General features: G+C 65.9%; 15 protein-coding genes, 2 pseudogenes and 1 other annotated feature. Of the genes and pseudogenes, 4 read left to right on the top strand and 13 right to left on the bottom strand.

What is annotated here, in order from left to right; translation table 11 throughout:
* Positions 1-120: 120 nt before the first annotated feature.
* The 7 genes from FZ983_RS34390 to FZ983_RS28065 all read right to left on the bottom strand — a co-directional run bounded on the left by FZ983_RS34390 (position 121) and on the right by FZ983_RS28065 (position 10,949).
* Positions 121-912 (bottom strand): hypothetical protein, encoded by a 792-nt coding sequence (locus FZ983_RS34390; protein ID WP_188092560.1) that lies wholly within the window; start codon positions 910-912, stop codon positions 121-123.
* A gap of 549 nt (positions 913-1,461) precedes the next feature.
* Positions 1,462-2,028 (bottom strand): TIGR00645 family protein, encoded by a 567-nt coding sequence (locus FZ983_RS28085; RefSeq protein ID WP_149227618.1) that lies wholly within the window; start codon positions 2,026-2,028, stop codon positions 1,462-1,464.
* Positions 2,029-2,112: 84 nt separating this feature from the next.
* Entirely contained in the window at positions 2,113-2,919 is an 807-nt protein-coding gene (locus tag FZ983_RS28080; protein WP_188092557.1) for a M48 family metallopeptidase, read from the bottom strand.
* A complete protein-coding gene (locus FZ983_RS34385; protein WP_188092556.1) occupies positions 2,916-3,518 on the bottom strand; it encodes a hypothetical protein in 603 nt (200 codons plus the stop codon). Before FZ983_RS34385 ends, FZ983_RS28080 begins: the two co-directional genes overlap by 4 nt.
* A 53-nt stretch (positions 3,519-3,571) precedes the next feature.
* A complete protein-coding gene (locus FZ983_RS28075; protein WP_149227614.1) occupies positions 3,572-6,082 on the bottom strand; it encodes a tetratricopeptide repeat protein in 2,511 nt (836 codons plus the stop codon).
* The gene (locus FZ983_RS28070) at positions 6,079-7,149 is read right to left on the bottom strand and encodes a hypothetical protein (protein ID WP_149227612.1); all 1,071 of its coding nucleotides are present in this window, start codon (positions 7,147-7,149) and stop codon (positions 6,079-6,081) included. Before FZ983_RS28070 ends, FZ983_RS28075 begins: the two co-directional genes overlap by 4 nt.
* 5 nt (positions 7,150-7,154) lie before the next feature.
* Positions 7,155-10,949 (bottom strand): ATP-binding protein, encoded by a 3,795-nt coding sequence (locus tag FZ983_RS28065; protein ID WP_149227610.1) that lies wholly within the window; start codon positions 10,947-10,949, stop codon positions 7,155-7,157.
* A 659-nt stretch (positions 10,950-11,608) separates the two neighbouring features.
* Here FZ983_RS28065 and FZ983_RS28060 point away from each other — a divergent pair.
* Positions 11,609-12,837, top strand: a protein-coding gene (locus FZ983_RS28060) for an IS3 family transposase (protein ID WP_149227608.1) whose coding sequence is annotated in 2 segments (ribosomal slippage) — positions 11,609-11,903 and positions 11,903-12,837 — 1,230 coding nt in all. Because the reading frame shifts where the segments join, the coding sequence is not laid out codon by codon here.
* Positions 11,893-12,009, top strand: a sequence feature (AL1L pseudoknot). It overlaps the preceding gene by 117 nt.
* A gap of 165 nt (positions 12,838-13,002) precedes the next feature.
* Here FZ983_RS28060 and FZ983_RS28055 read toward each other — a convergent pair.
* The 5 genes and pseudogenes from FZ983_RS28055 to FZ983_RS28035 all read right to left on the bottom strand — a co-directional run.
* Positions 13,003-13,544 (bottom strand): annotated as a pseudogene (locus tag FZ983_RS28055) (transposase); the annotation flags it as partial.
* Positions 13,545-13,921: 377 nt separating this feature from the next.
* Positions 13,922-14,836 (bottom strand): ParB/RepB/Spo0J family partition protein, encoded by a 915-nt coding sequence (locus FZ983_RS28050; RefSeq protein ID WP_149227606.1) that lies wholly within the window; start codon positions 14,834-14,836, stop codon positions 13,922-13,924.
* Entirely contained in the window at positions 14,823-15,851 is a 1,029-nt protein-coding gene (locus FZ983_RS28045; RefSeq protein WP_149227604.1) for an AAA family ATPase, read from the bottom strand. The genes FZ983_RS28050 and FZ983_RS28045 overlap by 14 nt, the downstream gene beginning before the upstream one ends.
* 250 nt (positions 15,852-16,101) lie before the next feature.
* A complete protein-coding gene (locus FZ983_RS28040) occupies positions 16,102-16,701 on the bottom strand; it encodes a hypothetical protein (RefSeq protein ID WP_149227603.1) in 600 nt (199 codons plus the stop codon).
* A 10-nt stretch (positions 16,702-16,711) separates the two neighbouring features.
* Positions 16,712-17,500 (bottom strand): helix-turn-helix domain-containing protein, encoded by a 789-nt coding sequence (locus FZ983_RS28035; RefSeq protein ID WP_149227601.1) that lies wholly within the window; start codon positions 17,498-17,500, stop codon positions 16,712-16,714.
* 742 nt (positions 17,501-18,242) lie between these two features.
* Between FZ983_RS28035 and FZ983_RS28030 the strand changes: the two genes are divergently transcribed.
* Positions 18,243-19,541, top strand: a complete 1,299-nt coding sequence (locus tag FZ983_RS28030) for a plasmid replication protein (protein WP_149227599.1) — start codon at positions 18,243-18,245, stop codon at positions 19,539-19,541.
* A gap of 255 nt (positions 19,542-19,796) precedes the next feature.
* Here FZ983_RS28030 and FZ983_RS34920 read toward each other — a convergent pair.
* A pseudogene (locus FZ983_RS34920) lies at positions 19,797-19,886 on the bottom strand (IS110 family transposase); the annotation flags it as partial.
* Between the two features lie 398 nt (positions 19,887-20,284).
* Here FZ983_RS34920 and FZ983_RS28025 point away from each other — a divergent pair.
* Together FZ983_RS28025 and FZ983_RS28020 are read left to right on the top strand one after the other, a co-directional pair.
* Positions 20,285-20,653 carry a helix-turn-helix transcriptional regulator gene (locus tag FZ983_RS28025; protein ID WP_149227598.1) on the top strand — a complete coding sequence of 123 codons (369 nt, stop codon included), beginning with the start codon at positions 20,285-20,287 and terminating at the stop codon, positions 20,651-20,653.
* Positions 20,643-21,980, top strand: a complete 1,338-nt coding sequence (locus FZ983_RS28020) for a type II toxin-antitoxin system HipA family toxin (protein ID WP_149227596.1) — start codon at positions 20,643-20,645, stop codon at positions 21,978-21,980. The genes FZ983_RS28025 and FZ983_RS28020 overlap by 11 nt, the downstream gene beginning before the upstream one ends.
* Positions 21,981-22,324: the final 344 nt, after the last annotated feature.

The following is a 22,324-nucleotide window of genomic DNA, read 5'->3' as shown; positions in this document are numbered from 1 at the left end:
GTCCCGAAGCGTGGTGTAGGAGCCGGGGCGCTCATCTGGTCTCAGGTAGGTCTGGCCGGGACGGTCACGCGGCCGCAGCGGGCAACGTGAGGATCTTGGCGGGGTGCTCCTTGGGAAAGGTCATGAAGGCCAGCACGTCCTCCTCGGCCTCGTCGAGCAGGGCAGCCAGCTTCGGCAGCTTGGGACACGACCTTGCGCCGCGATTTTGGAAAGCCACCGTGCAAAAGGCGAGGCTTGCCCGTCATGTCTTCCGGTGGATTTCCGGAACAGGCTTGCCAATTCAGGCACAAGCAGGCCGCTTGACCGTTCGAGGACGAACCGGGCGGCCCGGTCAGCGATCATGATCCAATCGCCCAGCGCGGGGGGCTTCGCCAGCAGCAGTCGGCGCAGTTCCGCGTCCGCGGCCACAACGGCGTCGTGCGCCGCGGGCGTCGATCGGTCGGCGTGCCGCTGGATGTCCCGGAGCATCGCCACCGCTGGGAACTTGACGAGCATCTCGGCGGCGTCCTTGAACTGCCACAAGGCGCCTATGATCTGCCCTTCCGCCAGAAGTTCACGCAGATGGCGGTATTCGTGTGCGACCGGCGCTGGCCAGCGTGTCTCGACGGCCTCTATCCAGGGATGAGTGGGGGTGTCCGCAAGACACCGGCTGCGCGAGGCGACGGATAAGGCGTCGACGGCCGAGAATTGGGATGTCTGCATGCTGTCGACGGCGGCCAGGAGCGCCGCGTGATCCTGGTCGCCGATACCAAGACCGACGAGCATCCAGCCCTTTCCGCTGATGATCGCCGCCCGCCTATCTGCCGGATCGATCACTGCACCCGCGGCGGCCATTGCGGTCAACCGTTCGAGAAGCTGCTCAAGGCCGGCATTTCTGAGAGCGGTTTCGAAGGCTTGACCAAGGCTGCCCATTGACGCTCCGATATTGCAGAATTTGGTGACGTGCAATGTGTCTCATAAATTGGCCTTAAAGCGCCAAGCGCAGAAAAGCCTGAAGCGAGCATTCTGTGGTCGGGTTTATTTTCAAATTTCTTGCAATTCTATTAAGGCCCAACACGCATCTCTGTTGCACGGATGCGCAAGGGAGGAGCGCAGCCGTGGTTCCTTGATCGTCAGGGAGCCGCGCTGACGCAGCCCGGCCTCATAGGCAGCCCAGTTCGTCACCCTGTAGCGGCCTTTCGGAATCCGGTGCCGGCGATCGGCATTGTGCTTGAACGGTTAGGCTCGGGCGGGGAGATCAGCAATGGCCCCGCCTTTCATCCCGACCTCATCGGACTGGGCAACCGCCGCGTTCGTGCACCAAACCAATACCCGGCCCCCTTGGGTGCTTCATGACGGTTCAGTCTCCATGGCGTGCCTTCCGAAAGGCGCGAAACCAGCGGGGCGCGGGAACACAGCGGTCCGGGAATGTCGGACCGTCGGTCAGCGATGGGCGGAATGGCTCCAGGCATTTCCCTCCGCTCAGTGATCGCGATGCCCTGCGAAAGCGACACGGTCCACGAAGGCCATCGCCAGAGCCGCGAGCGTGAACAGCGCGTGAATGCCGACCATCCACGACATCTGTCGATCCGACACTTCCGCACTGTTCAAAAATGCCCGCAACAAATGGATGGAGGAAATCGCAACTACCGAAGCTGCCAGCTTTACTTTCAGCGCCGCCGCATCGATTTTGCCGAGCCAGGATGGCATTTCACCGGCACCTTGCAGGCGCGACACCGTCGTTTCGTAGCCGCTGAGAGCGACCATGGTGACGAGATTGGCGACGAGCACGAGGTCCATCAGGTTCAGGGCCACGATCACGAGATCGGCCTCCGTCGTCGCCGCCAGATGCGAGAAAACATGGATGAGTTCCTGAACCATCTTGTAGGCAAAGGCTACCAGAATGGTCATCAGGCCGAACAAAAGGGGTACGACGAGCCAGCGCGAACCGATCAGAGCCATTTCGATGAGACGAACCGGTAAACTGTCCGACACCGTTTGCGAAGGTGAAGGCTTGCGGTGTGCTGCGTCGTCGAGGATCGTGGACATGGTCCCTGGGCCTTTTTTCTGAATTGGAAACGTGATTGCTTGCGGGGGGCACCGCCCCGCTGCCGATGACGGGGCGGTTCGGCGTCAGGCCGATTTAGGCAATCCGGTCATAGCCTTCTGGAAGCGCTTCGCGCGCACCTCCACGGCGGTCGCGGCCGGCTCCGCCAACTGTCCGACTTTTTGCTGGAGCAGGTGGGTGCGCTGGATCGGATACTTGGCGCCGCCGTAGCTGTTGGTCTGGGCCTTGAAGCGGTCCAACACATTGATCAGCGCGGATGGGCGGTAGCCGGCGGCCGCGACCAAATCGATGGCGCGGGCATCTGCTTCCGCCTCGATCTCCACCGAATATCCTTGGCGGATGGTTGGCATCATCTTCTGCATCATGTCGTTGAAGCCGCCGTCCGTCGCTCTGGCGAAGGTACGTCCCGCAAGGGCATTTTGATATTCATAGACGGCGTGGCGCAATTCCGCGTGCGCCAGTTCATGCCCCAGGATCGCGCCCAGTTCCTCCTCGTCCTGCAGGAAGCGCAGCATCCCCGTCGTGACGAAGATGAACGGCCCCGGCGCCGCGTAGGCGTTCAGCTCGTGGCTGTCGATTACGCCGAACACCGGCCCGCGATAGGAATAGGGCTGGTTGGAACCCAGCATCAACGTGTCCAGAACCTTGCGGACATAGACCGCCGGGGTGGAGGAGGCGGGCAACAGCTTCTGCCCCTGCAACAGTTCCACGGCGGCCTTGCGGCCCATCATGAAGTGGTCGACCGGCCCCATGCGCGCGGCTTCGGCGTCGCGCATGACGTCTTCCAACGTCAGGCCCTTGGCCATCGCGGCGGTCGGCGCGACGGCAGCATAGGCAACGGCCGATGCGAGGAAACGACGGCGAGTGGTCATTTGTACTCTCCCAGCCGGCCTTCCGACCGGAACGTTCGTGTGGATTCCAGCGAATCCTTGACGGCGCTGTCGATGATCAGGCGGTCGACGAGGTCCTGACCGTTGCAGCCGGTTTTGCAGGATACGAGCTTCGCCTCGCCGACCCCGCCACGCATGGTCGTCAGGTCGGCATGCTCGTCCTCGCTGAATTTCCGCATTTTGGTGCTGTAGACGGTGCGGAGCCGGCTGTTGGGGTCCTGGCGCTCCATCAGACGGCCGTCGACCAAACAGGCCCCCGCGACCCAACCTTCGGCGCCGGGAGCGCGGACTTTGACCCATGATGCGCCCATCTTCGGCTCTGGCGGCAGGTCGCGCCCCGAAAACCTGTCCTGCTGCGATTGGGGAAGCGTATAGTAACCGGCGTAATCGATCGGCATCACGGCGCTGCCGAAGGGCAATGTTGCCTGACGAACCGCCCAGCGGTCGGGCGTCTGATGGAGCGCGAGGTCGCGGCAGGCGACGAAAGCCGGCTGCTGAAGGTTGATGTTGGACTCATGGACGACCGGCTTGCCGGCCATTTCGCGCAGCTTATCCATTGTCGGAACGCAGGCGGTTGCCAACAGGCAGGCTCCGGCGCATAGGGCTGTTCTCAAGGATGCCATCCGTTTTCCTCTTATGGGTTGGCGTCGGTGTCGGAAAGGGCCTGGAGGCGCCGTTGCAGATCCGTCACCGCCGCGTCCTTGGGCCGCATTTGACGACAAGCGGCAATGGCGACGGCGGCTTCCTTGGCACGACGCAAATCGACCAGCAGGCTCGCCTCTGCCTGGCAGATTTCGAAATCCTTCGGCGCAACGCGGCGTGCCTCCCGGAAATCGCGGAGCGCGTCCTCGCGGTTTCCCCCCCATTCGTTCAGGCGGCCCCGCCGCAGCCAGATGCGCTCCGGCCGATAGCTGACAGCGGCCAACGCCAGATCGTAATCCTCCCGGGCGCCCGCCTTGTCGCCGGTGGCCCAACGGGAATCGCCCCGGCCGGCCAGCGCCACCTCGTCCTTGGGATTGATCGCCAGGGCGCGGCTGTAGCTCTCGATGGCAACCGTGTGCTGGCCGGTGCGACGATAGATGTCGCCCAGCGTCGTCCAGGTGCGCGCGTGGTCGGGGCGGAGCTGGCTGGCGAAGGTTAGATCGGCGATGGCTTGGGTGTCCTTCTCCACCAGCAGGTAGGCGCGGGCGCGGCGGACGTGGAGGTCCACGTCGCGGGGCGACAGTTCCAAAGCTCGGCCGTAATCGGCCAGTGCTTCGTCCATCAGCCCCAGTTCCTGGTTGATCAGTCCACGCCCCTTCCAGGCGGTGACGAAGTTCGGGTCGATTTTGAGCGCGCGGTCGTAGTGGCGCTTGGCGATCTCGTACTGGTTCTGAAGCCCGAAGGTGAAGCCCAGCGCGTGATAGGCTTCCTTGTAATTGGGGTTGATCTTCAGCACCTGCTCAAAGGCGGCGCGGGCCATCGCATAGTCGACCGGCTTCTGGTTCACCCAGGTCCAGCCGATGTTGTAGTGGGCAAGGTCGAAGCGCGGGTCGATCTTCAATGCCTCGGCATAGAAGCCGCGCGCCTTGTCCCATTGCTGCAAATTCTCGGCGTGCACGACGCCCTTCCACAGCCAAGCCCATTTGTCGCGGTGATCCACGGCCAGCGCTCGGTCCAGCAGTTCCAGCGCGCCGCTGGCGTCGCCGACCCGCTGCTTCAAGACGGCTAGGCGCATCAGCGCGAAGCTGTTCGTCGGAGCGAGCGCGATGGCCCGTTCGAAGGCCGCCTGCGCCAGATCGTCCTGCTCCAGGGCCATGTAGATCTGCCCGCGCAGGATGTTCGGCGCCGGCTGGCGCTCGTCGAGCCGTTCCAGCCAGAGGGCGCTGGCCAGCGCGTGGTGGGCGCGGTCGAGCTCCTCCTTGAACAGCGGACGATCGAGGTTCAGAAGCTCCCGCACCGCCGACATGCCGTCCATGTAGGCCTTGCTGGTCTGGAAGCGCGGATTGTCACCGTCCAGAGCGATCGCCCGCTCGATCAGGGCCAGCGCCACCTCCGGATTGTTCTGGTGGTGGTAGATCTCGTCGGCCACGTCGGCATATCGGTTGGCGAGGGTGCGGCTTTCCCAACGGTGGGCGATGTAGAGCACCACCTCCCAACCAGCGAGCAGGGAGCTGATGACCGCCGCCGCGAGCAGCGCCTTGACGCCGGCCGCGATGACAACGGTGCGCCGGTCGATGGTTCGGGTCGTATCGGCGATGCCCCTGAGATCGTCCCGGATCGCGCCGACATCCTCCTGCAGCGCGCCGAACCAAGCGTCCAGCTGGGCGTTGCTGACCTCAAGGTAGGCGTCGGGATCGACGGCGGTCTTCCGCTTCTGGTGCGCGTCGCCGACCGGCTTTGCCAGCTCACCGTAATAGAGGTCGAGCAGCGCCAGCTGGATCGGCGTGATACGCCGGTTGTGTGCAACGATGTTGCGCAAGCGCCGGACATCGTCGAGGAAGCTGCGGATCGTCTCGCGCTGGTCGCGCAGGAAGCGCAGGAACGCGGTGTCCTCGAACAGCGGCCCGTGGTGCGTCTTGAAGGTCTGCTTGTCGACGAAGATGCTGACGAGCTCGCTGAACGTCGTGCCGGACAGCAGGTCGTTCGGATCGGCGGTCTTCAGCCACGTCTGCACCTTGTCGGGGCCGAACGCGGATTCCAGGCGGCGGCGCAGGTGTTCCTGCCCGCCGGACGCCTCGTCGACCAGACTGCGCACCAACAGCTCCAACGCGCGCAGCTGGCGCCGTCCCAGATCCTCATCCACCCCCGGCTGGTATTTGGGACCGAGGTCGTCGCGGCCCAGGCGCTGCGCGATCAGGGCGCAGAAGTCGAGCATGCGCAACGCCGCGATCTGGAGATTGCGCTGCTCGGCCAGGGTCGGGGTCGGGCGCCCGACGCGGTTGGCGAGATCCTTCAACACGCCCTCGAACATGCCCAGCTCGCTGCGGGGATCGAGCGCCAGCGCATGGCCCAGCTTCTCGGTGCCCAGCCGGCTCTTGGCCCGCTTCGTCAGGTGGTAAGCCTGCTCGGGACCGGCGCTGTCGGCCTTTTCGCCGATGAGGTCGAGAAGCGCCGGCAGGATGCGGCCGACTTCGGCGAGCAGTGCGTCGGTCGAAACGGTCATCGGGCGGTGGTCTCCGGCGTGCGTGGGTAGATCCGGCGCATGGTTTCGCGGATTGAGGCAGGGGACAGGAGCGAGGCGCAGCGCGGGCGCGCCGGATCGGCTATGCTCGGTGAGTCGACGATGCTGTGGCGGTGGCCCCGCCCGTCATACCAGGGCGACGGCAGATCGCCGCCGAACCGCCCCCGTCCCGGCGCCACCGGATGGCGTCCAGGCCGGAGCGGGACGGTCGAAGCGGCCTCCACGGCGCGTTCGGCGCGCTCCAGCGCGTCGCCAAGTCGTTCCAGCGTCAGGCCGCTGTCGGGGTCGACGCTGACGATGTGACGCCACTCGGGGGGAGAGCCGCCGAGCTCCCAAGACACCAGCAGGGCACCGTCGTGGCTCCGGCGCGCAAAGTGCTTCAGCAGCGCGCAGCGCGGGTCCACGAAGGCCAGCACGTCGCAGGCCCGCGCACCGCCGGTGCGCGTCGGCAGGAGAACGGGAAAACACTCGGCTTCGGCCCTGTCAATGGCGTAGGCCGCAGCCTCGGCCGCGATGCGCGGGCCAAGCCCTTCCGCGGCGACCGCCTGAGCCAGCCCGCAGCCGCCGGCCATGCGCCGTCCGATGTTGTCGAGCAGCGCCATGCCCCGCGCCATCCGGTCGGTGTCATCTGCCGCATCGAGCAGCAGCAGATTGAAAACCATGCCCAGATTCTGGTCGAGTGGGCCGTCATCCTCATGACCCTGATCGTGCTCGGCCACGGCCGTGACGATGCGGTGCAGGGCGGCTTCCGGTGGCGAACGGCGGGCGCCCGCCAAGCCGGAAACCAGCCAAGCGGCCGTCACGGCGTCCAAATCCGGAGCGGTATGGCTGACCAGGGTAAGCTCCCTACTCCCCGCCGTCCGCGCGATGATCTCCGTGGCCCGGTCCATCACCAAGGCCGCCGTGCTGGAGGCGCCGCCCTGATGGTGATCGTAGACACCCTCGGCCGCCGCGTTTCCGACGTCGAGCCATAGTTCGCCGGCCGGGACCGAGTGCGGGGCCGCGGTCCCGGCCGTTACGAAGCGGTGCCGGAATGTGGGGGGGGCCATTCCAGTCATGCCGTCTCGACCGCCGCTTCCGCGAGTGCGGCGCGAAGCGTCCTGTGCGTGCCCTCGGGAGCCGCGTCGAAGCCCCCGGCCGCCTCGAACGCGGCGCATGCGTTGCGGAAGCCGCGCTCATCCTTGTTGGCGCGGTGGGCCTGCATCAGGCCGGCGTAGGACATGAAGACATCGAAGGCATGAACGTTCAGCGCGATCGTTTTGCCATGCATCTCGATCGCCTTCGCCCAATCTCCGTTATCGAATGCGCAGGCACCGAGCAGGCTGTACATCTGCGATTGGCCGCGGAGGTCGCCGAAATCGATGGACAGCCTGAGATCCTCCTCGAAATGCTTCTGGGCAGCGTTCACGTTCCGCGGTGTGCCGAAGTAGGCGAGGCGGCCCAGGCCGCCGCGGGAGCGCGCTTCGCCCCGACCGTCGGGGATGGGGAGGGTGCGCTTCAGCGCGATGCTGCTGTTGAACAGACGCTCCGCTTCGGCGCGGTCGGCGGCCGCTTCGCTGAGGCTTAGCGCTTCCGCCAGGGAGTTGGTGATGCGCGCCTCCGCCTCGCGGTTTTTCAGGCCGCGTGCCATGTCCAGGGCACGGCGCAGCAATTCCCGCCGTTCCGGGGAGCGGCCCTCGTGGCAAAGCGCCTGGATGTGAAGACCTTCCACCGCGTGGGGCGTGTCGGACCCGGCCAGCCGTTCCGCAAGGCGGATGGCCTCCTCGCGCAGAGCGCGGTCCGCTCCCATACCGTCGAAGCATCCCTGGGCGGCGGCCGGCAGCAGCGGGTCGGCGAGATTGTCGGTCAGCACCTTCAGGGCTTCGCGCGCCTGCTCTGCGGCCATCTTCGGGTTGTTGGTCAGGTGGCTTTCCAGCAGACGCATTCTCTGCCGCTCGCGCTGCACGAGCGCCCGCAAATGCGGAGCGGCTACGGTGATCTCGTCCGCTTTGGCCATCAGGCCGGCGGCCTTGTCGAACTGGTTGGCGCTACGCATCAGCACTTCAGCGGCGGTGAAAGCCGCATCCACTGCCTTGTCGGCATGCTGCAGGCCGGCAGCATAGCTGTAGAGGGCCAGCCGCTCCACGTCCTCAATGCTGGTCTTGGGTTGCCCGCGCATGACGTCGGCCAGCCGGCCATAGATGGTGCGCACCCGTGGCGGAAGGTCGGCGTGCGGTCCCAGGGGTTCCGCTTTCAGCTCACGACGGACGGCGTCCAAGGCATGCTGCGAGACGAAACGGTAGTGTCGGCCGTCATCCTCCTCGATCAAGGGGCGAGGCCGGCGCCACAGCTCGTCCAGAAGCTCGGTCACGCTGGCTGTCGTGCGCCCGAGCGCCTCGGCCACAAGGGCCAGGTCGAACCGGGTGCTGACCGCCGCGCAGGCCGCCGCCGTCAGCAACGCGCGGGCCGTAGGCACGGCCTTCAGCGTGTCCCGCACGCTTTCGGCCATGCTGGCGAGGACCGGCACCTCTTTCGTCTGGTCGTTCAGACGCAGCCCCCCGTTGGCACTCCCTGGGATGAGCCGCTTGTGGTCGCGCAGGTGATCGATGACTTCGCGCAGGGCCTGGGGTGTTTGTGGGGTTCCCTCGCCGGTGTTCCAGGCAATCACCCAAGCCACCGCCTCCGGCGTCAGCCCCTCCGATTTCAGGAGCGCGTGCTGTTCCTTGGGGTCGAGCGGTTGCACGTCGTAGCGCGTCACCTCCAGATAGGAGCAAAGCTCCTCGACGGACGGTTCGTCGCGCCCCTCGAGGATGACCGTGAGGCGGCGCCCTGGAACCGTACGGAAATTCTTGCGCAGGTGGGCGAGCAGCGAGCGCGAGGCGCCGTCCAGGCACTGTACGCCCTCAATGACCAGGACGACATGCGCGCCGTCGGCCATCTGCTGAATTTGATTGGTGACGTAGACATGGACATTCTGCTCGCCCGCCCCGCTGCCCAACATTGACGTGACCGGGGCCAGCAGGATCGTCGTCGTGGCGTCGAGCGCGGCGTCCAAGCCGTTGGAGGACAGGCTCCCTTGAAGGTGCCCCTTGAGTGCCTTTTCGAACGGTCCGTATGTGGGTGCCGCGCTCAATCCTGAAATCGGGTCGCAACTGCCGCGCAGCACTGTCAGCGGGCCGTCACCGTGCATGCGCTTGACGAGCTCATCGACCACCGTCGATTTGCCGCAGGTCTCCGGCCCCAGGATGCCCAACCACAAGGGGACATCCGGTTGCCGCCGGCCGATGTCGTCCCACACGCGGCCGACGACCGGGTTGGCCCATTTCCCGCCCCGCCCGGCGGCGTCCGGGAACGATGCCGTAATCTCTCCGGGTTGGCGGAAGAAGGACCATAGCTGTCCGGCGAGGATGAACGCCGTGGGAAGCGCCGCCGCCTCGATGTAGACGGGTTCGGCAAGGCAGAGGGTGGTGCCGAGCAGCGCCATCAGTCCCAGCGCTGCCGCCGCGAAGGCCGGGTGCAGCGCGTCGAAGCGGTCCAGGCAACTGCCGAGGAGCCCGCCCGCCACCGCCGCGCCGATGGCGAACACTATGGCGGCCGGCACGGCGTCCAGCCCCCAGTAACGCAGCAGCAGGCCGCCGCCGTAGGCCGCGGCCCCCAGGCTCAGCGCGGCGCCGGCCCAGCCGAGACGCCCGTGGATGACCATTTCGCGCAGCACGGCGGCCGCGCGGAATGACACAGCGCGCCAGACGAGAAGCGGCACGGCGAACAGCGTGATGCCGGCGACGGCCGGCCACCACTTCACACTTTCTAGGTCGGCCCCCGCATCCGGCAGCGGCACTGCGGCCCCCATGGCCTTGAACAGCACCATTGGCAGCAGCCGGCCGGCCAGGAAGGCGCTGGCCAGAAAGATGGCGGACTGCAGCCGGGAGACCCATTCTTGCCCTTCGTCCGGCGTCCCCCCGTGCCCGGCGTTGGACCGTCTGAGGAACGCGACGCCGACCAGGACGATCCCAAACCCCAGGGCCGCGTTCATGGCCAACGTGGGAAGCCAGAGCTGGCGGCGATCGCGGTTGAAACCCCAGGCGACCGCCAGATCATCCACGTCGGAACCGGCGCGGACGAGTGTGCCGCGCGCCTCGACCATCGCGTCGCCATCCTCCAGCGGCACCACGCGCAGCGAGCCGACCAGAAGGTCGGGCGCGCCCAGCGCGGTCTTCAGCCGCTGCAGCGTGTCCTTGCCCGGCCGGCCCTCATCCAGCTCCGCCAGCGCGGCCTGGGAATGACCGAGCGCTTCCGCGACCACATGGCGCGGGTGGAGAAGCACACCCGGAATGGTACGGGCCGTGGCCGTCACCTCGCCGTCGAGATGCCGATGGTTCGGTGGCGACGCGATCACGGCGTGCAGCTGCGTCCGCCCCCGCTCGCCCCGTGACAGGTCGTTCAGCAGAGTCCGCACGGCGGTCGTCGCGGCCAGCCATTCCGGCGGGTCGTGGAGTTCCAGAGGAACCTCGGGAGCGGCACCGGCCAGCAGGCGCGCCAGCGGGAAAACGCCCTGAAATGACTCCGCCGCCATTTCCTGCTGGACGGAGATCGACTGCTGCAGCGCTTCGACGGTTGCCTTGTGCGTGGCCGGGGCAAGGCTGGCCGCCCGCTCCGCGAGACGGACCGCCTTGGCGAGCGAACGGACATCCCCTTCCAGCTCGATGCTCATCCGGTAATAGGCGTCGGCCGCCTGGAAAGCGGACCGCCATTCTTCTTCGGCCGCACGTGCCCCTTCCGCGCTCCAACCAAGGGCGACGAGGAAAACAAGGACGGACATAAGTGTTGGGCGGAGATGACGTCCAGCGATCATGGCGGATTCCTCAATCAATGGCCCTCGCTGCCGCGGCCCGGAATGGTGGCGACGGCACGGATGAAAGTTGTTGACCAGAATCTGCGAATTCGTCTGCCCGCTCCGGCCCAGGGAGCGGGCGACACGCGCCGTTCTGACCTTGCTTCGGGTGACGCGGCGGTCACGCCGATTGAGGTGCGGTCCCGTAGATCGGTCCGGCGCGCCTGACACGCAGCTGCTTCGAATTTTTGCTTCGGTTTCTCACCCTTTGGTTTAGAGCAACCCTCCGATTTCGTGACATTAAACAACTTTTGAAATATTAAGAATTGTATAACGCGAAGCAGATCAACGGCACTGGCACATTGCTACGTTTGGCATTTCCAAAAATGCGATGACCCATGACTGCAAACAGCCAAAGCTTCATCTCATAGGGGGAGCACATTAGATCAAACTCATGAAGTCTTGGTCATGTTCGCGTACCAGCAGGGCTACTGTGACCACTAACGAACACGGCCAGCTTGCCAAAGGACGGTTCAGGGTAGGCAAGGCATTCACTCAAAAGCGATGCCCCTTTTTGCCGCAGACGTGACTGTGAGGTGGTCCCTCTTGTCGAGCGACCACCCAGCACGCCCTTCAAATCACTCTGAACCGCTCCGGGTTTGTCGGAGGCCCCATCATCTGAGAGGATGGGGGTCATCATGACGAAACAGGCATCACCCAAATACGCCCCTGAAGTCCGCGAGCGCGCGGTGCGGATGGTGTTCGATCACGCTGGCGAGTACTGCTCGCAGTGGGCGGCGATCAGCTCGATCGCGGGGAAGATCGGCTGCACGGCGGAGACGTTGCGCGGCTGGGTCCGGCAGGCCGACCGTGACCAGGGCAAGCGGCCGGGGCCGACGACGGACGAGCAGGAGCGGATCAAGGCGCTAGAACGCGAAGTCCGGGAACTGCGCCAAGCCAACGAGATCCTACGCAAGGCGTCGGCGTATTTCGCCCAGGCGGAGCTCGACCGCCCGTTTCGGAAATGATCGCCTTCATCGACGCGCACCGCGCCGTTCACGGGGTCGAGCCGATCTGCAAAGTGCTGCCGATCGCCCCGTCGACCTACCGCGCCCATGCCGCCCGGACGGCCGATCCGGCCAAGGCGCCGGCCCGTTTGCGAAGTGACGCGGAACTGAGTTTGGCTATCCGGCGGGTCTGGGATGAAAACTTCGGGGTCTATGGGGCACGGAAGGTTTGGCGGCAGCTGCGGCGGGAGGGCCTCGACGTGGCGCGCTGCACGGTGGCCCAACTGATGAAGCAGATGGGCCTGAAGGGCGCGACACGCGGCAAGGCGGTGCGCACCACGATCAGCGACCGAGCACCCTGTCCGCAGGATCGAGTGAACCGCCAGTTCCAGGCGTCTCGCCCGAATGCCGTGTGGCTGGCAGATTTCACGTATGTGGCCACATGGCAGGGCTTCGTTTACGTCGCCTTCGTCATTGACGCCTTCGCCCGCCGCATCGTCGGTTGGCGGGTGTCGCGCACCGCCCACGCCAGCTTCGTTCTGGACGCCTTGGAGCAGGCGCTCCACGATCGCCGACCGGCACAGGGCAGCGGCCTCATCCATCACTCCGACCGCGGCTCGCAATACGTTGCCATCAAGTATACCGAGCGCCTGACCGACGCCGGTGTCGAGCCCTCCGTGGGCAGCGTCGGCGATTCCTACGACAACGCCTTGGCAGAGACGATCAACGGCCTCTACAAAACCGAGGTGATCCGCCGCCCCGGACCATGGCGCACCCTGGAGGCCGTTGAATTCGCCACCCTGGAGTGGGTCGACTGGTTCAACCACCGACGCCTGCTCGAACCCATCGGCAACATTCCGCCCGCCGAGGCCGAAGCAGGCTATCATGCCCAAACCGAGGACGTCGCCATGGCGGCGTGACTCAAAACAAATGGCCTCCGGAAAAACCAGAGCGGTTCACCCAGCCAACGATCTTCCGGGTTGCCAAGTCGGCGACAGCCGCCAGATACAGCCCGCCTTCAGCGGTGGGCAGGTAGGTGATGTCGACAAGGCAGACCCGGTTGAGCTCGGCCACCAGAAACGCTTGTAGGTTTTCTGCGCCAAGTCGTAGAGGCGCGGCCCTTTGACCCCGTCGCCAGCACTCATCCGCTGCCAGTCGGTGGCGGTGAGGCTGGCGGCCCGCTCCTTGACCGTGTCGAAACCCATGGGCGCGCGCTTTTTGCTGGTGACCGCCAGCACGTAGCCCAGCGGTTGGCTCTCCAGCCAGAGCCGCAGCGCGTAGTCCCAGCCGTAGACGGAGTCGGCGGCCACCCAGCGGCAGGGCAGGCCGGCGGCCACGGCGCGCTCCAGCATCGCCCGCTCCAGCGTCGGTTGTGGCAAACTCGGCCGTACCGGGGACACCGTCGGCGTTCGTCGTTGCCAGCCCACTCCTTGGGCAGATAGAGCGCGCGGTCGAGCAGCACCCGGCCGCGTCGGCTGGCGTAACCGAGGAAGCCGCCGACCGAGCGATCACCCTTCTTGACGAAGCCGGTCTCATCTAGGATCAGCACGGCGTCGGCATCCCAATGGGTCTGGGCCAAGGATTCCTGCATCGCTGCCGGCGAGGAATCCCCGGCGGCTTCGGCCAGCGGCGACACGTCGGAGACGAACCTGAAGTTCGCCCTCCGCTACGAGCCGAACGGGACCTTCGCCCGGCGCGCCTGGTTCTTCCGCGAGTGGCTCACCGGTGTGCAGCTCGATCTCCCCGACGCCGGCGCCGTAGGCTATACGCCCGCGCGGCCGCCGGACAAGTACATCGTGGTGCTGATGCTCTCCCGGATCAGCCAAACCTCAGCGGATGAGGTGCATCCCATCGTTCGGTTGGAGAGGGAGCCAGTTGGCCGGTCGCCGATGGGTTGGAGGTGCCGGCCAATCCGACTTTGCTTCCGCGCGTCAGGACAGGCGTCGCCGTCGTTCCACAGTGGAACGCTATATCCAGATGGGAACAGCGTTCCACTGTGGAACGCTACCCCCTGGTGGCACCGTCGATCACCGCGTTGAGATCGTCCCGCATTCGTGTGAGCAGCTCAAGGTCGCTGTCCCACAGCGGCCTCGGTTCGACGCGCAGGGCACTCAGAACCTCGCGCGCCTGCTGAATGCGCCGGGCGAGCCGTTTCGGCAGGGCGCTGAGCGCGACATCCGGGCTCTCCGCCCGAGCTCCGGCCGGGGTGGCGGAGTCGTGATCGCTTCCCGCATCGCCGGTGGCCGTAGTGGGGAGCGGAGGCAAGGCCGGACCGCCATTGGCGGACTTGACGGCGTTCCACGTCCTGATCTGCGCATCGACGTCTTCGATCTCGGCGATGGCCCACAATTGCTTCTTTGTCGGCTTGTGCAGATGGTACTCGTCCCGCACCGCCCGCGGCAGCTTCAGCAGCAGGAGAGCCCGCGAAATCTCCGACTTGCTCTTGCCGAGAATTCGGCCGAGGACGGCATAGGAGTAGTCGAACTTCCGCCGCAGGCGCTCGATGGCATCGGCCTCCTCGAACGGGTCGAGGTCGCTGCGCTGGACGTTTTCCAGGAGAGCGAGCTCGTCGTCGTCACCGCTGACGGTGACCGCCACGATCTTGTCCAGCCCGATGATCTTGGCGGCACGCAGACGCCGTTCGCCGTAGACCAGCTGGAAGCGGCCGTCGTCAAGCGGCTTGATGCCGATCGGCTGGACCAGCCCCTTTTCGCGCATGGAACTGGCCAAGCCTTCAAGATCCTCGGCGTCGAAATGCCGCCGCGGCTGACTCGGATTGGGAACGATGCGCCCGAGAGGCACCTCGACCACGCGCCGGCCGGCCGGGCTGTCGAGGCCGAAGGTTTGCGCCACACGGTCTTCTTCGGCGGAGGCGAGCACCGCCGTCACCCCCTGCCGGCCGAACTTACGCGACGACATTTGCGGCCTCCGTCATCTGGTTGCGCTTTTCCACGACTGCGGCCACCACCTCCTCGTAGACCGCCATGCCCGGCGCGTCCGGCAGGGCTTCGGCCACGGTGCGCCCCGCGGCGGCGGCCTGAGCGTAGACGGTCGCCCGAGGCATGGGCGGGAAGATCCGCAGCATCTTGCCAAAGATACGGTGCATGTCCTCGAGTGAGGCGCGGTCCTGGACGAGCCGGTGATCGTACATCGTCGGCAGCAGCCCGATGACCGACAGGCGCGGATTGGAGCGCCGCTGGATGGCATCGATGTTCTTCAGCAGGAACTCCACGCCGGTCACCGAAAAGGCTTCCGTCTGGCACGGGACGATGATGCCGTCGCCAGCGGTGAGCGCGTTGATGGTGAGGGCGCCGAAATGGGGCGGGGTGTCGATGACGATGAAGTCGTATGTCCGTCGCGCATCCGTCAGGATCTCGCGCAACGTGAAGTCGCTGCCCGGCTTGCCGAGCAACTCGGTTTCGGCGTCGCCAAGCCGCATGCCAGACGGAACGACGTGAAGGCTGCCCTCGCCGGTTTGCACCGTGCATTCGGCCAAAGTGGCCGCGCCCGGCGAGTCCAGCATCGCCGCGCGCAACGGCGTATAGAGCGTCTGGTTGATCTTGTCCTGGTGGATGGGGTTGAGGCCGAAATGCATCGTGGCGTTTGCTTGCGGGTCGGAGTCGACGAACAGGACCGAACAGCCGCGCTGCGCCAGTCCGGCCGCGACGTTGACGCTCGACACCGTTTTTCCGACGCCTCCCTTCCGGTTGGCAAAGACAAGGGTCAGCGCCGGCCCGTGGTCCACCTCCGGGCCAGCCAACTCCTGAAGGAGGAAGCGCGCCACCTGCTCGGGGATCTTTTCGCTGTTGCTTTCCCAGCGGCTGATCTTGGAACGGTCGTAACGACGCTGCAGGCGTTCGTTCAGCCACAGCGCAAAATCGGGCTGTGTCAGTTCGCGCCGCTCCCGGAATGCCTTCATACCCTCGCCGCGCATGATCCCCCTCCGACAATCGACATCCCTTCCTCATAGGGGGCCGCCGATCATGCCGTCAAGTCTCGCCGATGCCAGCCCTGGTGCATCAACAGCCATCAACCCTCGAACTGCCCAGTTTTCAATCTTGTTGCGTATGTGGAACAAGTTCTGTTGATGGCATTTCAGACAGACAGCACCCGGTTTGCATCAACAGCCGACCCGGTCCCGGGGTGGCGCATTCTGGCCGCGCACCGCAGCTGGTGCGGCCTGGCTATGGAAACCGGCGCACCGCTGACAGTCCCGTCCCTGGGCTGGTGCCCGCGACCGCGCGGGCGATCTGCCGAAGCCGCTGCGCCACGGCGCGTTCGGCGGCGCAGGCCTCCTCGCACAGAGCCCGCATCTCGGCGATGCTCGGCCGCCACTTCCGCGTCCGGCGCCAATTGCGCGCGGCGGTGTCGATGGCCCAAGCCGGGAACTCGCCGAGGTCCTCCACCCAGTCCATCGCCACCATCTGCTCAACCTCTGGCGTCAACCCCTTGGCGGCGAAATGGGACAGCAGCGCCAACACGCGGCCGAGCACATGCTCGGGGTCGGCCGGCGCCAGAACGGTGGTGTCCAGTTCGTACAGCACCCGCTGCGCCATGGCGGCCTGACGGGCCGAAACGGTCGGCGGCGGCGACCAGATTTCCTGAAGCCCCTCGAAGCCGTTCTCGCCGAAACGCGGCTGCTGCTCCAGACGACCGGCGGCCAGGACCTGCCGCACCGTGTCCGGAAAGGCGGCGACGAGGAGTCCGGACCGTTCAGCCGGCGCCATCGCGGGATCGAAGGGCAGCGGCAAACGGTCCGGCAGGGGCATGACGGCAGCGGACATCGAACCCTCCTCAGGAGCGCGCGTTGGACTGCGTGGCTTTCAACCGGGCGGCCACGGACATCCAGGCATCGGCGCGTTGTTCGCCAGCACTTCGGCGGCTGTGGCCGGCGGCGGCACCGGCTGGGTCGGCGAAGATGGCAGCGTTCCGTGACGGCGCCTTGCCGGCCGCCGCATCCTGAGCCAGCCACGCCCGCCACGCGGCGGAAATGTCGCGGTAGCGGTAACCGTGCGCCTGGCAGCGCAGCACGAAACCCTCGACATGGCGACCGAGATCGACCGTGCCAAAGCGGCTTCCGGCCCAGGCCAGGTCGTCAGCGGTCGGCATCCAATCGGCAGGCACATCACGGACTGGCTCGCGCACGCCCGGAGCGTGCGAGTCCAGAATCTGTTCGGATTGGAGCTGTTCCTGACTCGGTGCCGGACAGGGGGCGTCCGTGTCCGAGTCATCCCTGTCGTCTTCCCGAACAGGGCAGACAGCCGTCCCGGCGACGGTCTCCTCGTCCCGGTCGAGGCGCAGTCGGTACCGGCAGGATAGCCGTGCGCCGTCGCGGCCGCGGCGGTGCTCGATGCCGACCAGACCGATGTCGTCAAGGCGCTGCAGGATGCGATTGACGGTGGGGCGCGAACGCTTGAGTTTCGCGGCCAGTGTGGATTGCGACGGCCAGCAAACCCCGGTTTCGTCGGCGAAGGTGGCCAGTGCCGCCAGGACGGCGAAACCGTCGGCGTCAAGATCGGGATGATCGAGCCACCAAGCGGGGATTTTGCCCCAGCGGCTGTTGGTGTCGGTCGTGGTGGTCATCCGGTGCTCCCGCGAAATCATGGAACCGGCGTGGGCCGGCGGTCTTGCTGGCAGGATTCCCCGGTTGAGCCGGAGTCGCCAAAGCGCGCCTGTCTCCTACCGACAGGCGGCAGGCGCGCTCGGGGCAGGTCACAGGCGCACTTGCAAAGGCCGCAGGCGCGGATCATGCAGGTGGCAGACGCGGAGATGGAGGTGGCAGACGCGGCCGGCGCCGCGACTCGGGGAATGGCCCGAAGCGCGTCTGTGACCTATGGGAACTCCACCGACGACGGCAGAGACGCTGCCTCCTGTAGGGATCAGGCGCGGTTCCGGCCCCATGCTGTAGGACACAGGCGCGTTCGGATCTCCGCGGCTTATGCAGGTCGCAGGCGCGCTTCGTTCCGTCCACCTTTTGGGGAAAGCGCGGTCTGCGGCAAACCGGCAGGTTACAGGCGCGTTCCGACGCCGGGTGGCGGTGTCGGGATGTGAAGCGGGGAGGCCCCCTGCCGATGCCCGGGCGTGTCGCCGCCGCTGAGGCAATCGGCTGTCCTGCGGGAGGGGACCGGTCCGATTCGGCTCCGTGTCGGCCGGCGATCCGCCAAATGCGCCTGTGACCTACCGCTTGCGCGTCCGCTGCCTACCGGAACCGCGCCTGCCACCTACCGACGCCGCGCCTGTCACCTGCGGCGGCGTATGCGAGGCCGTTGCGCCGGAGAGGGCTGGCGGCATAGGCTCGGTGTTCGGGATTGCGGAGAGGCACCAGATGTCGGGGCAGATCGTCGTCAGGCAGCGCCGTACGGAGACGCAGGGGCAGACCCTGCAAGGCACGTTGTTCGAACACATCGACGCCGCCACTGGCCGGCGGCACAACGTCAACATGGTCTCCCTGTACGATCTGGCTCCAAAGTATGTTTTCGACAGCCCGGAATCGAAGGCCAACGGACAGTCTGCGCACGGCCTGGAACCGAAGGATGCCGCCGTTCAGGACGACCGGCTTCCGATGATCCACCGCCAATTCTCCTTTGCCGATCAGATCTACCATCTCACGGTGGTGCCCGCCCGCATTCAGCGCCGGGTGAAGGGCAAGGACGGCCGTTTCGTCCGCGACGCCGATGGAACTCATGTGGTGGAGGAAATCGACGCCTATCCGGGCGAGCGCGAACAGATCATCGAGGATGTGATCCGCAAGCTGGCCTCGGATCCGTCGCGTCTGTCGGTGGACAACGGCGAGGCGATCCTGCGCTTCTCGCTGTACGAGGTCTGGCAGGAACTGCGCTCCGTCCGCCATACCCTGAGCATTCCGGAAATCAAGGAAGCGCTGATGGTGATGCGGCGCTGTACGATCCAGATCGAGCGCCGGGGCCGCCGCAAGGTCATGATGGACTCCGGCATCTTCGCCGGTCTCGGGCTGCGTCAGCGTCCCAGCGAGGTGGACGATGCCGATGACGCCTCGATCCTCGATGACGAGAGCGGCGATGCCGAGACCTTCGTGCAGTTCAACATGATGCTTCGCGAGGCGATCCGCCGGGTCGACTGGCATTCGATCTCCTACGAAGCGTTGATGAAGATCCGCAACCCGTTCTCGCGCTGGCTCTTCAAGCGCATCGCCGAAACGCTGAGGCAGGATCCCTCGCAGTCGGTCGTGCACATCACCGCCCGCGACATCATCCGTGACTCGGGCATGTCGGAGTGGTCGCGGTTCCGCGACATGCGGCTGCGGATTCACGATGTCGTGAAAGCGCTTGCTGATGTCCAGATCGGGGCACTCGACCGCATCGAGATCGAGGAGATCAAGGAAGGACGGAAATACGTCGACGTCGAGTATACCCTCTCTCCCTCCCAATCCTTCCTCGACCAGATCCGGCGGGCGGTGGCGGAGCGCGTCGTCAACGAGCGGGAACTCTCCCTGGTGGTCAACAACGAGGATCTCGACGAGGCCGGGCGCCCCAAGCGGTTCGTGCCCGTTACTCCCGAAACGGCCAGCCAGAGCCGTCGGCGCCGTCGGGCGGCGCTGCCGAGTGCCGGCGATGGGCAGATGCCTCTGCTGGACGTTGTCAAGTAGGGCGGGACGGACAGTGTTCCCGGCCCGCCGGAATTCCCAAGCGATCAGGTTTGAATCGCGGCGTATCGCGTCACCCAACTCCGCCCTTGAGGGCGGCCATGGCCGGTTCGATGAAGAGGGCGAAGGCAGCCTTTCCTCCAGCTCAACACGCAAACTCGCTGTGTCCACCGTCTGCTGGAGACGGGTCGCCTGCGCTTGGAGGGCGCGCCGCGCCGCCGCCAGCGGCTCCGTTACTGCCGGGCGGAGGCGAGTACAAAGCTCCGAAAGCATCCGGGCATCCACCCGGTCAGTCTTGCCAATGTCGCCCATGGCCCGGGCGAAGTCACGGGCCTGCCGTGGGTTTACGCGGCTGAATAGAACATTCGCCGTCTCCAAAGCCTCGCGAAGGACACGGTCGTAGCCTCCGCTCGACTCGAAGATCACCCAGGCGCCCCTGCCAGCCCGAACTTGACGGTGCCATTCACGGACTCGCTGCGCTGCGCGACATGCTCTCCAGCGCGTAATTCATGACGCCCACCCGGCGACCCTCGGCGTCGTCAGCTCAGGCTTGGCCTGACACTCGACGGAACCGTTCGCAACGCAGGCTTTGGCACCTAATGACTGCTATACAAAGCGTTATGCCTTCAATGACTGCTTAAGCAGGCACAAACGAGAGCCTCATTGAATTTCCAGACATTGACGAGCGGCGCGATAATGCCTATTATTGTAGGCGTTATAGCTCTAATGCCTAGGATGGCAGACAAATGACGTTGTCAACCCAACCGAGGCAAGCCTCGCCGAGCACGGAGTCTGCCCGGGCGTTCTCGCGCAACGCCGTGCTGCTCGGGCGCCTTCTGGGCGCGCAGGTGCGTCTGGCGCGGCGAAAAAAGCGTTGGTCGGAGGTCGAGGCTGCAGAACGCGCCCGGGTGTCGCGCGCGACGCTGCAGAAAATTGAGCGCGGCAGTCCTGGCGTGACGCTCGGGCTCGTCCTCGAGGTGTGCAGCGTCGTTGGCGTGCCGCTGTTCGGCACGACGGGCGTTGCGGATCTTCTGGAGCGGACGCAACTGGAGCTTGCAGCTCAGCCGAAGCGCATACGGGCTGCGCGATCTGAGGACCCCGTGGATGATTTCTAAACGCCGCCCGAACGATGCCTACGTGTGGATCTGGCTGCCGGGCCGGACGGACCCGGTGGTGGCCGGGCGCCTATTGACCGGGGCTGACGGGCGACTGCAGTTTGCCTACGGTCAAAGCTATCTCGGGCGCAGGGACGCCATCCCGATCTACGCTCCCGAACTGCCGCTTGAGCGAGGTCAGCAGGTGCCCAAGGGGCTGTTGACGATGCCCAGCTGCATCCGTGATGGATCGCCCGACGCTTGGGGGCGGCGGGTGATCATCAATCGGCTGGTCGGGGCCAAGGGGAAGGACGCCGACACGGTCACGCTGGACGAACTGACCTACCTGATGGAATCGGGCTCGGACCGGATTGGCGCGCTGGATTTTCAAGCCTCGGCGACGGAATACGTCCCGCGCCTGGGCGCGAATGTTCCCCTTGAGGAACTGATCGAGGCCGCCGAGCGCGTCGAAGCGGGCCGGACGCTGACACCCGATCTGGAACAGGCACTCAATCACGGCACGTCGATCGGCGGGGCTCGCCCCAAGGCGCTGGTCGAGGACGGGGCCAAAAAGCTCATCGCCAAATTCTCGGCCTCCAACGACACCTACAGCATGGTGAAGGGCGAATATGTGGCCATGCGGCTGGCGATGCACGCGGGCCTCGACGTCGCACCGGTGCGCATGGCGCGCGCCGCCCACAAGGACGTGCTCCTCATCGAGCGCTTCGACCGCGTGCTGAGCGGCACGGGCTGGGAACGGCGAGCCCTGGTGTCGGCGCTGACCATCCTTGAGTTGGACGAGATGCTGGCCCGCTACGCGGCCTATGACCAGCTCGTGGAGGTCGTCAATCAGCGCTTCACGAACGCTGGAGCGACACGGCGCGAACTCTTCGGCCGCATCGTGTTCAACATCCTCGCCGGCAACACCGACGACCATGCCCGCAACCACGCCGCTTTCTGGGATGGCACGGCGCTGACGCTGACCCCTGCTTACGACATCTGCCCGCAAGCGCGCAGCGGGCGGGAAGCCTCGCAGGCGATGCTGATCGCCGGCGAAGAAAACCACAGCCGGATTGCCGTATGCCTTGACGCTGCGCCGATCTTTGGTCTGTCGCGGAAGCAGGCGGTGGAAGTGGTCGAGCATCAACTCATGCGCATCGCCCGTTTCTGGACCGAAACGTGCGACGAGGCCGAGGTGACCGAGACGGACCGTCGGCTGTTCATGGGGCGGCAATTCCTCAATCCCTATGCCTTCGAAGGGCTGACCGGAGGCGACGAAGCGCTCCAGCGTCTGGCGGACCGGATCCGCATGGCCGTGCTCAGCGGAGGGGAGCCTACCCAGGCGTAATGACGTCTGCCCCTCATCATCAAACGTAGCCAGCAGAGGAGCGCGGGTTCCGTCAGGGGCTCTGCTGCAAAGTTTGCCGGCAGGCGCGAGATGATATTTATGGGGACCTTGTTGCAGCGGGGCGGATTCGGCCGCAAGAATGTGCACCAGCTTTCTGGTCCGGGTCGCCCCGTCTTTGGGCCGGAAGCTCTGAAAGGCTCCGGCCACCTCGCCAGCGAACAAGCGATCGCGGTTCCTGGTGAACACCGTCGGGTGCCAAACCGGATCGCCCGCAGCGGATGCCTCGCCTGACCGCCGTCAGGCCAGCGAATCACAACCAAGCCGCGACGGGAAGGGCGTTTCTC

This window comes from Azospirillum sp. B21, from assembly GCF_008364825.1.
Lineage (GTDB): Bacteria > Pseudomonadota > Alphaproteobacteria > Azospirillales > Azospirillaceae > Azospirillum.
Note: the sequence above shows the minus strand (reverse complement) of the source record. Positions and strands in the feature narration are given on the sequence as shown.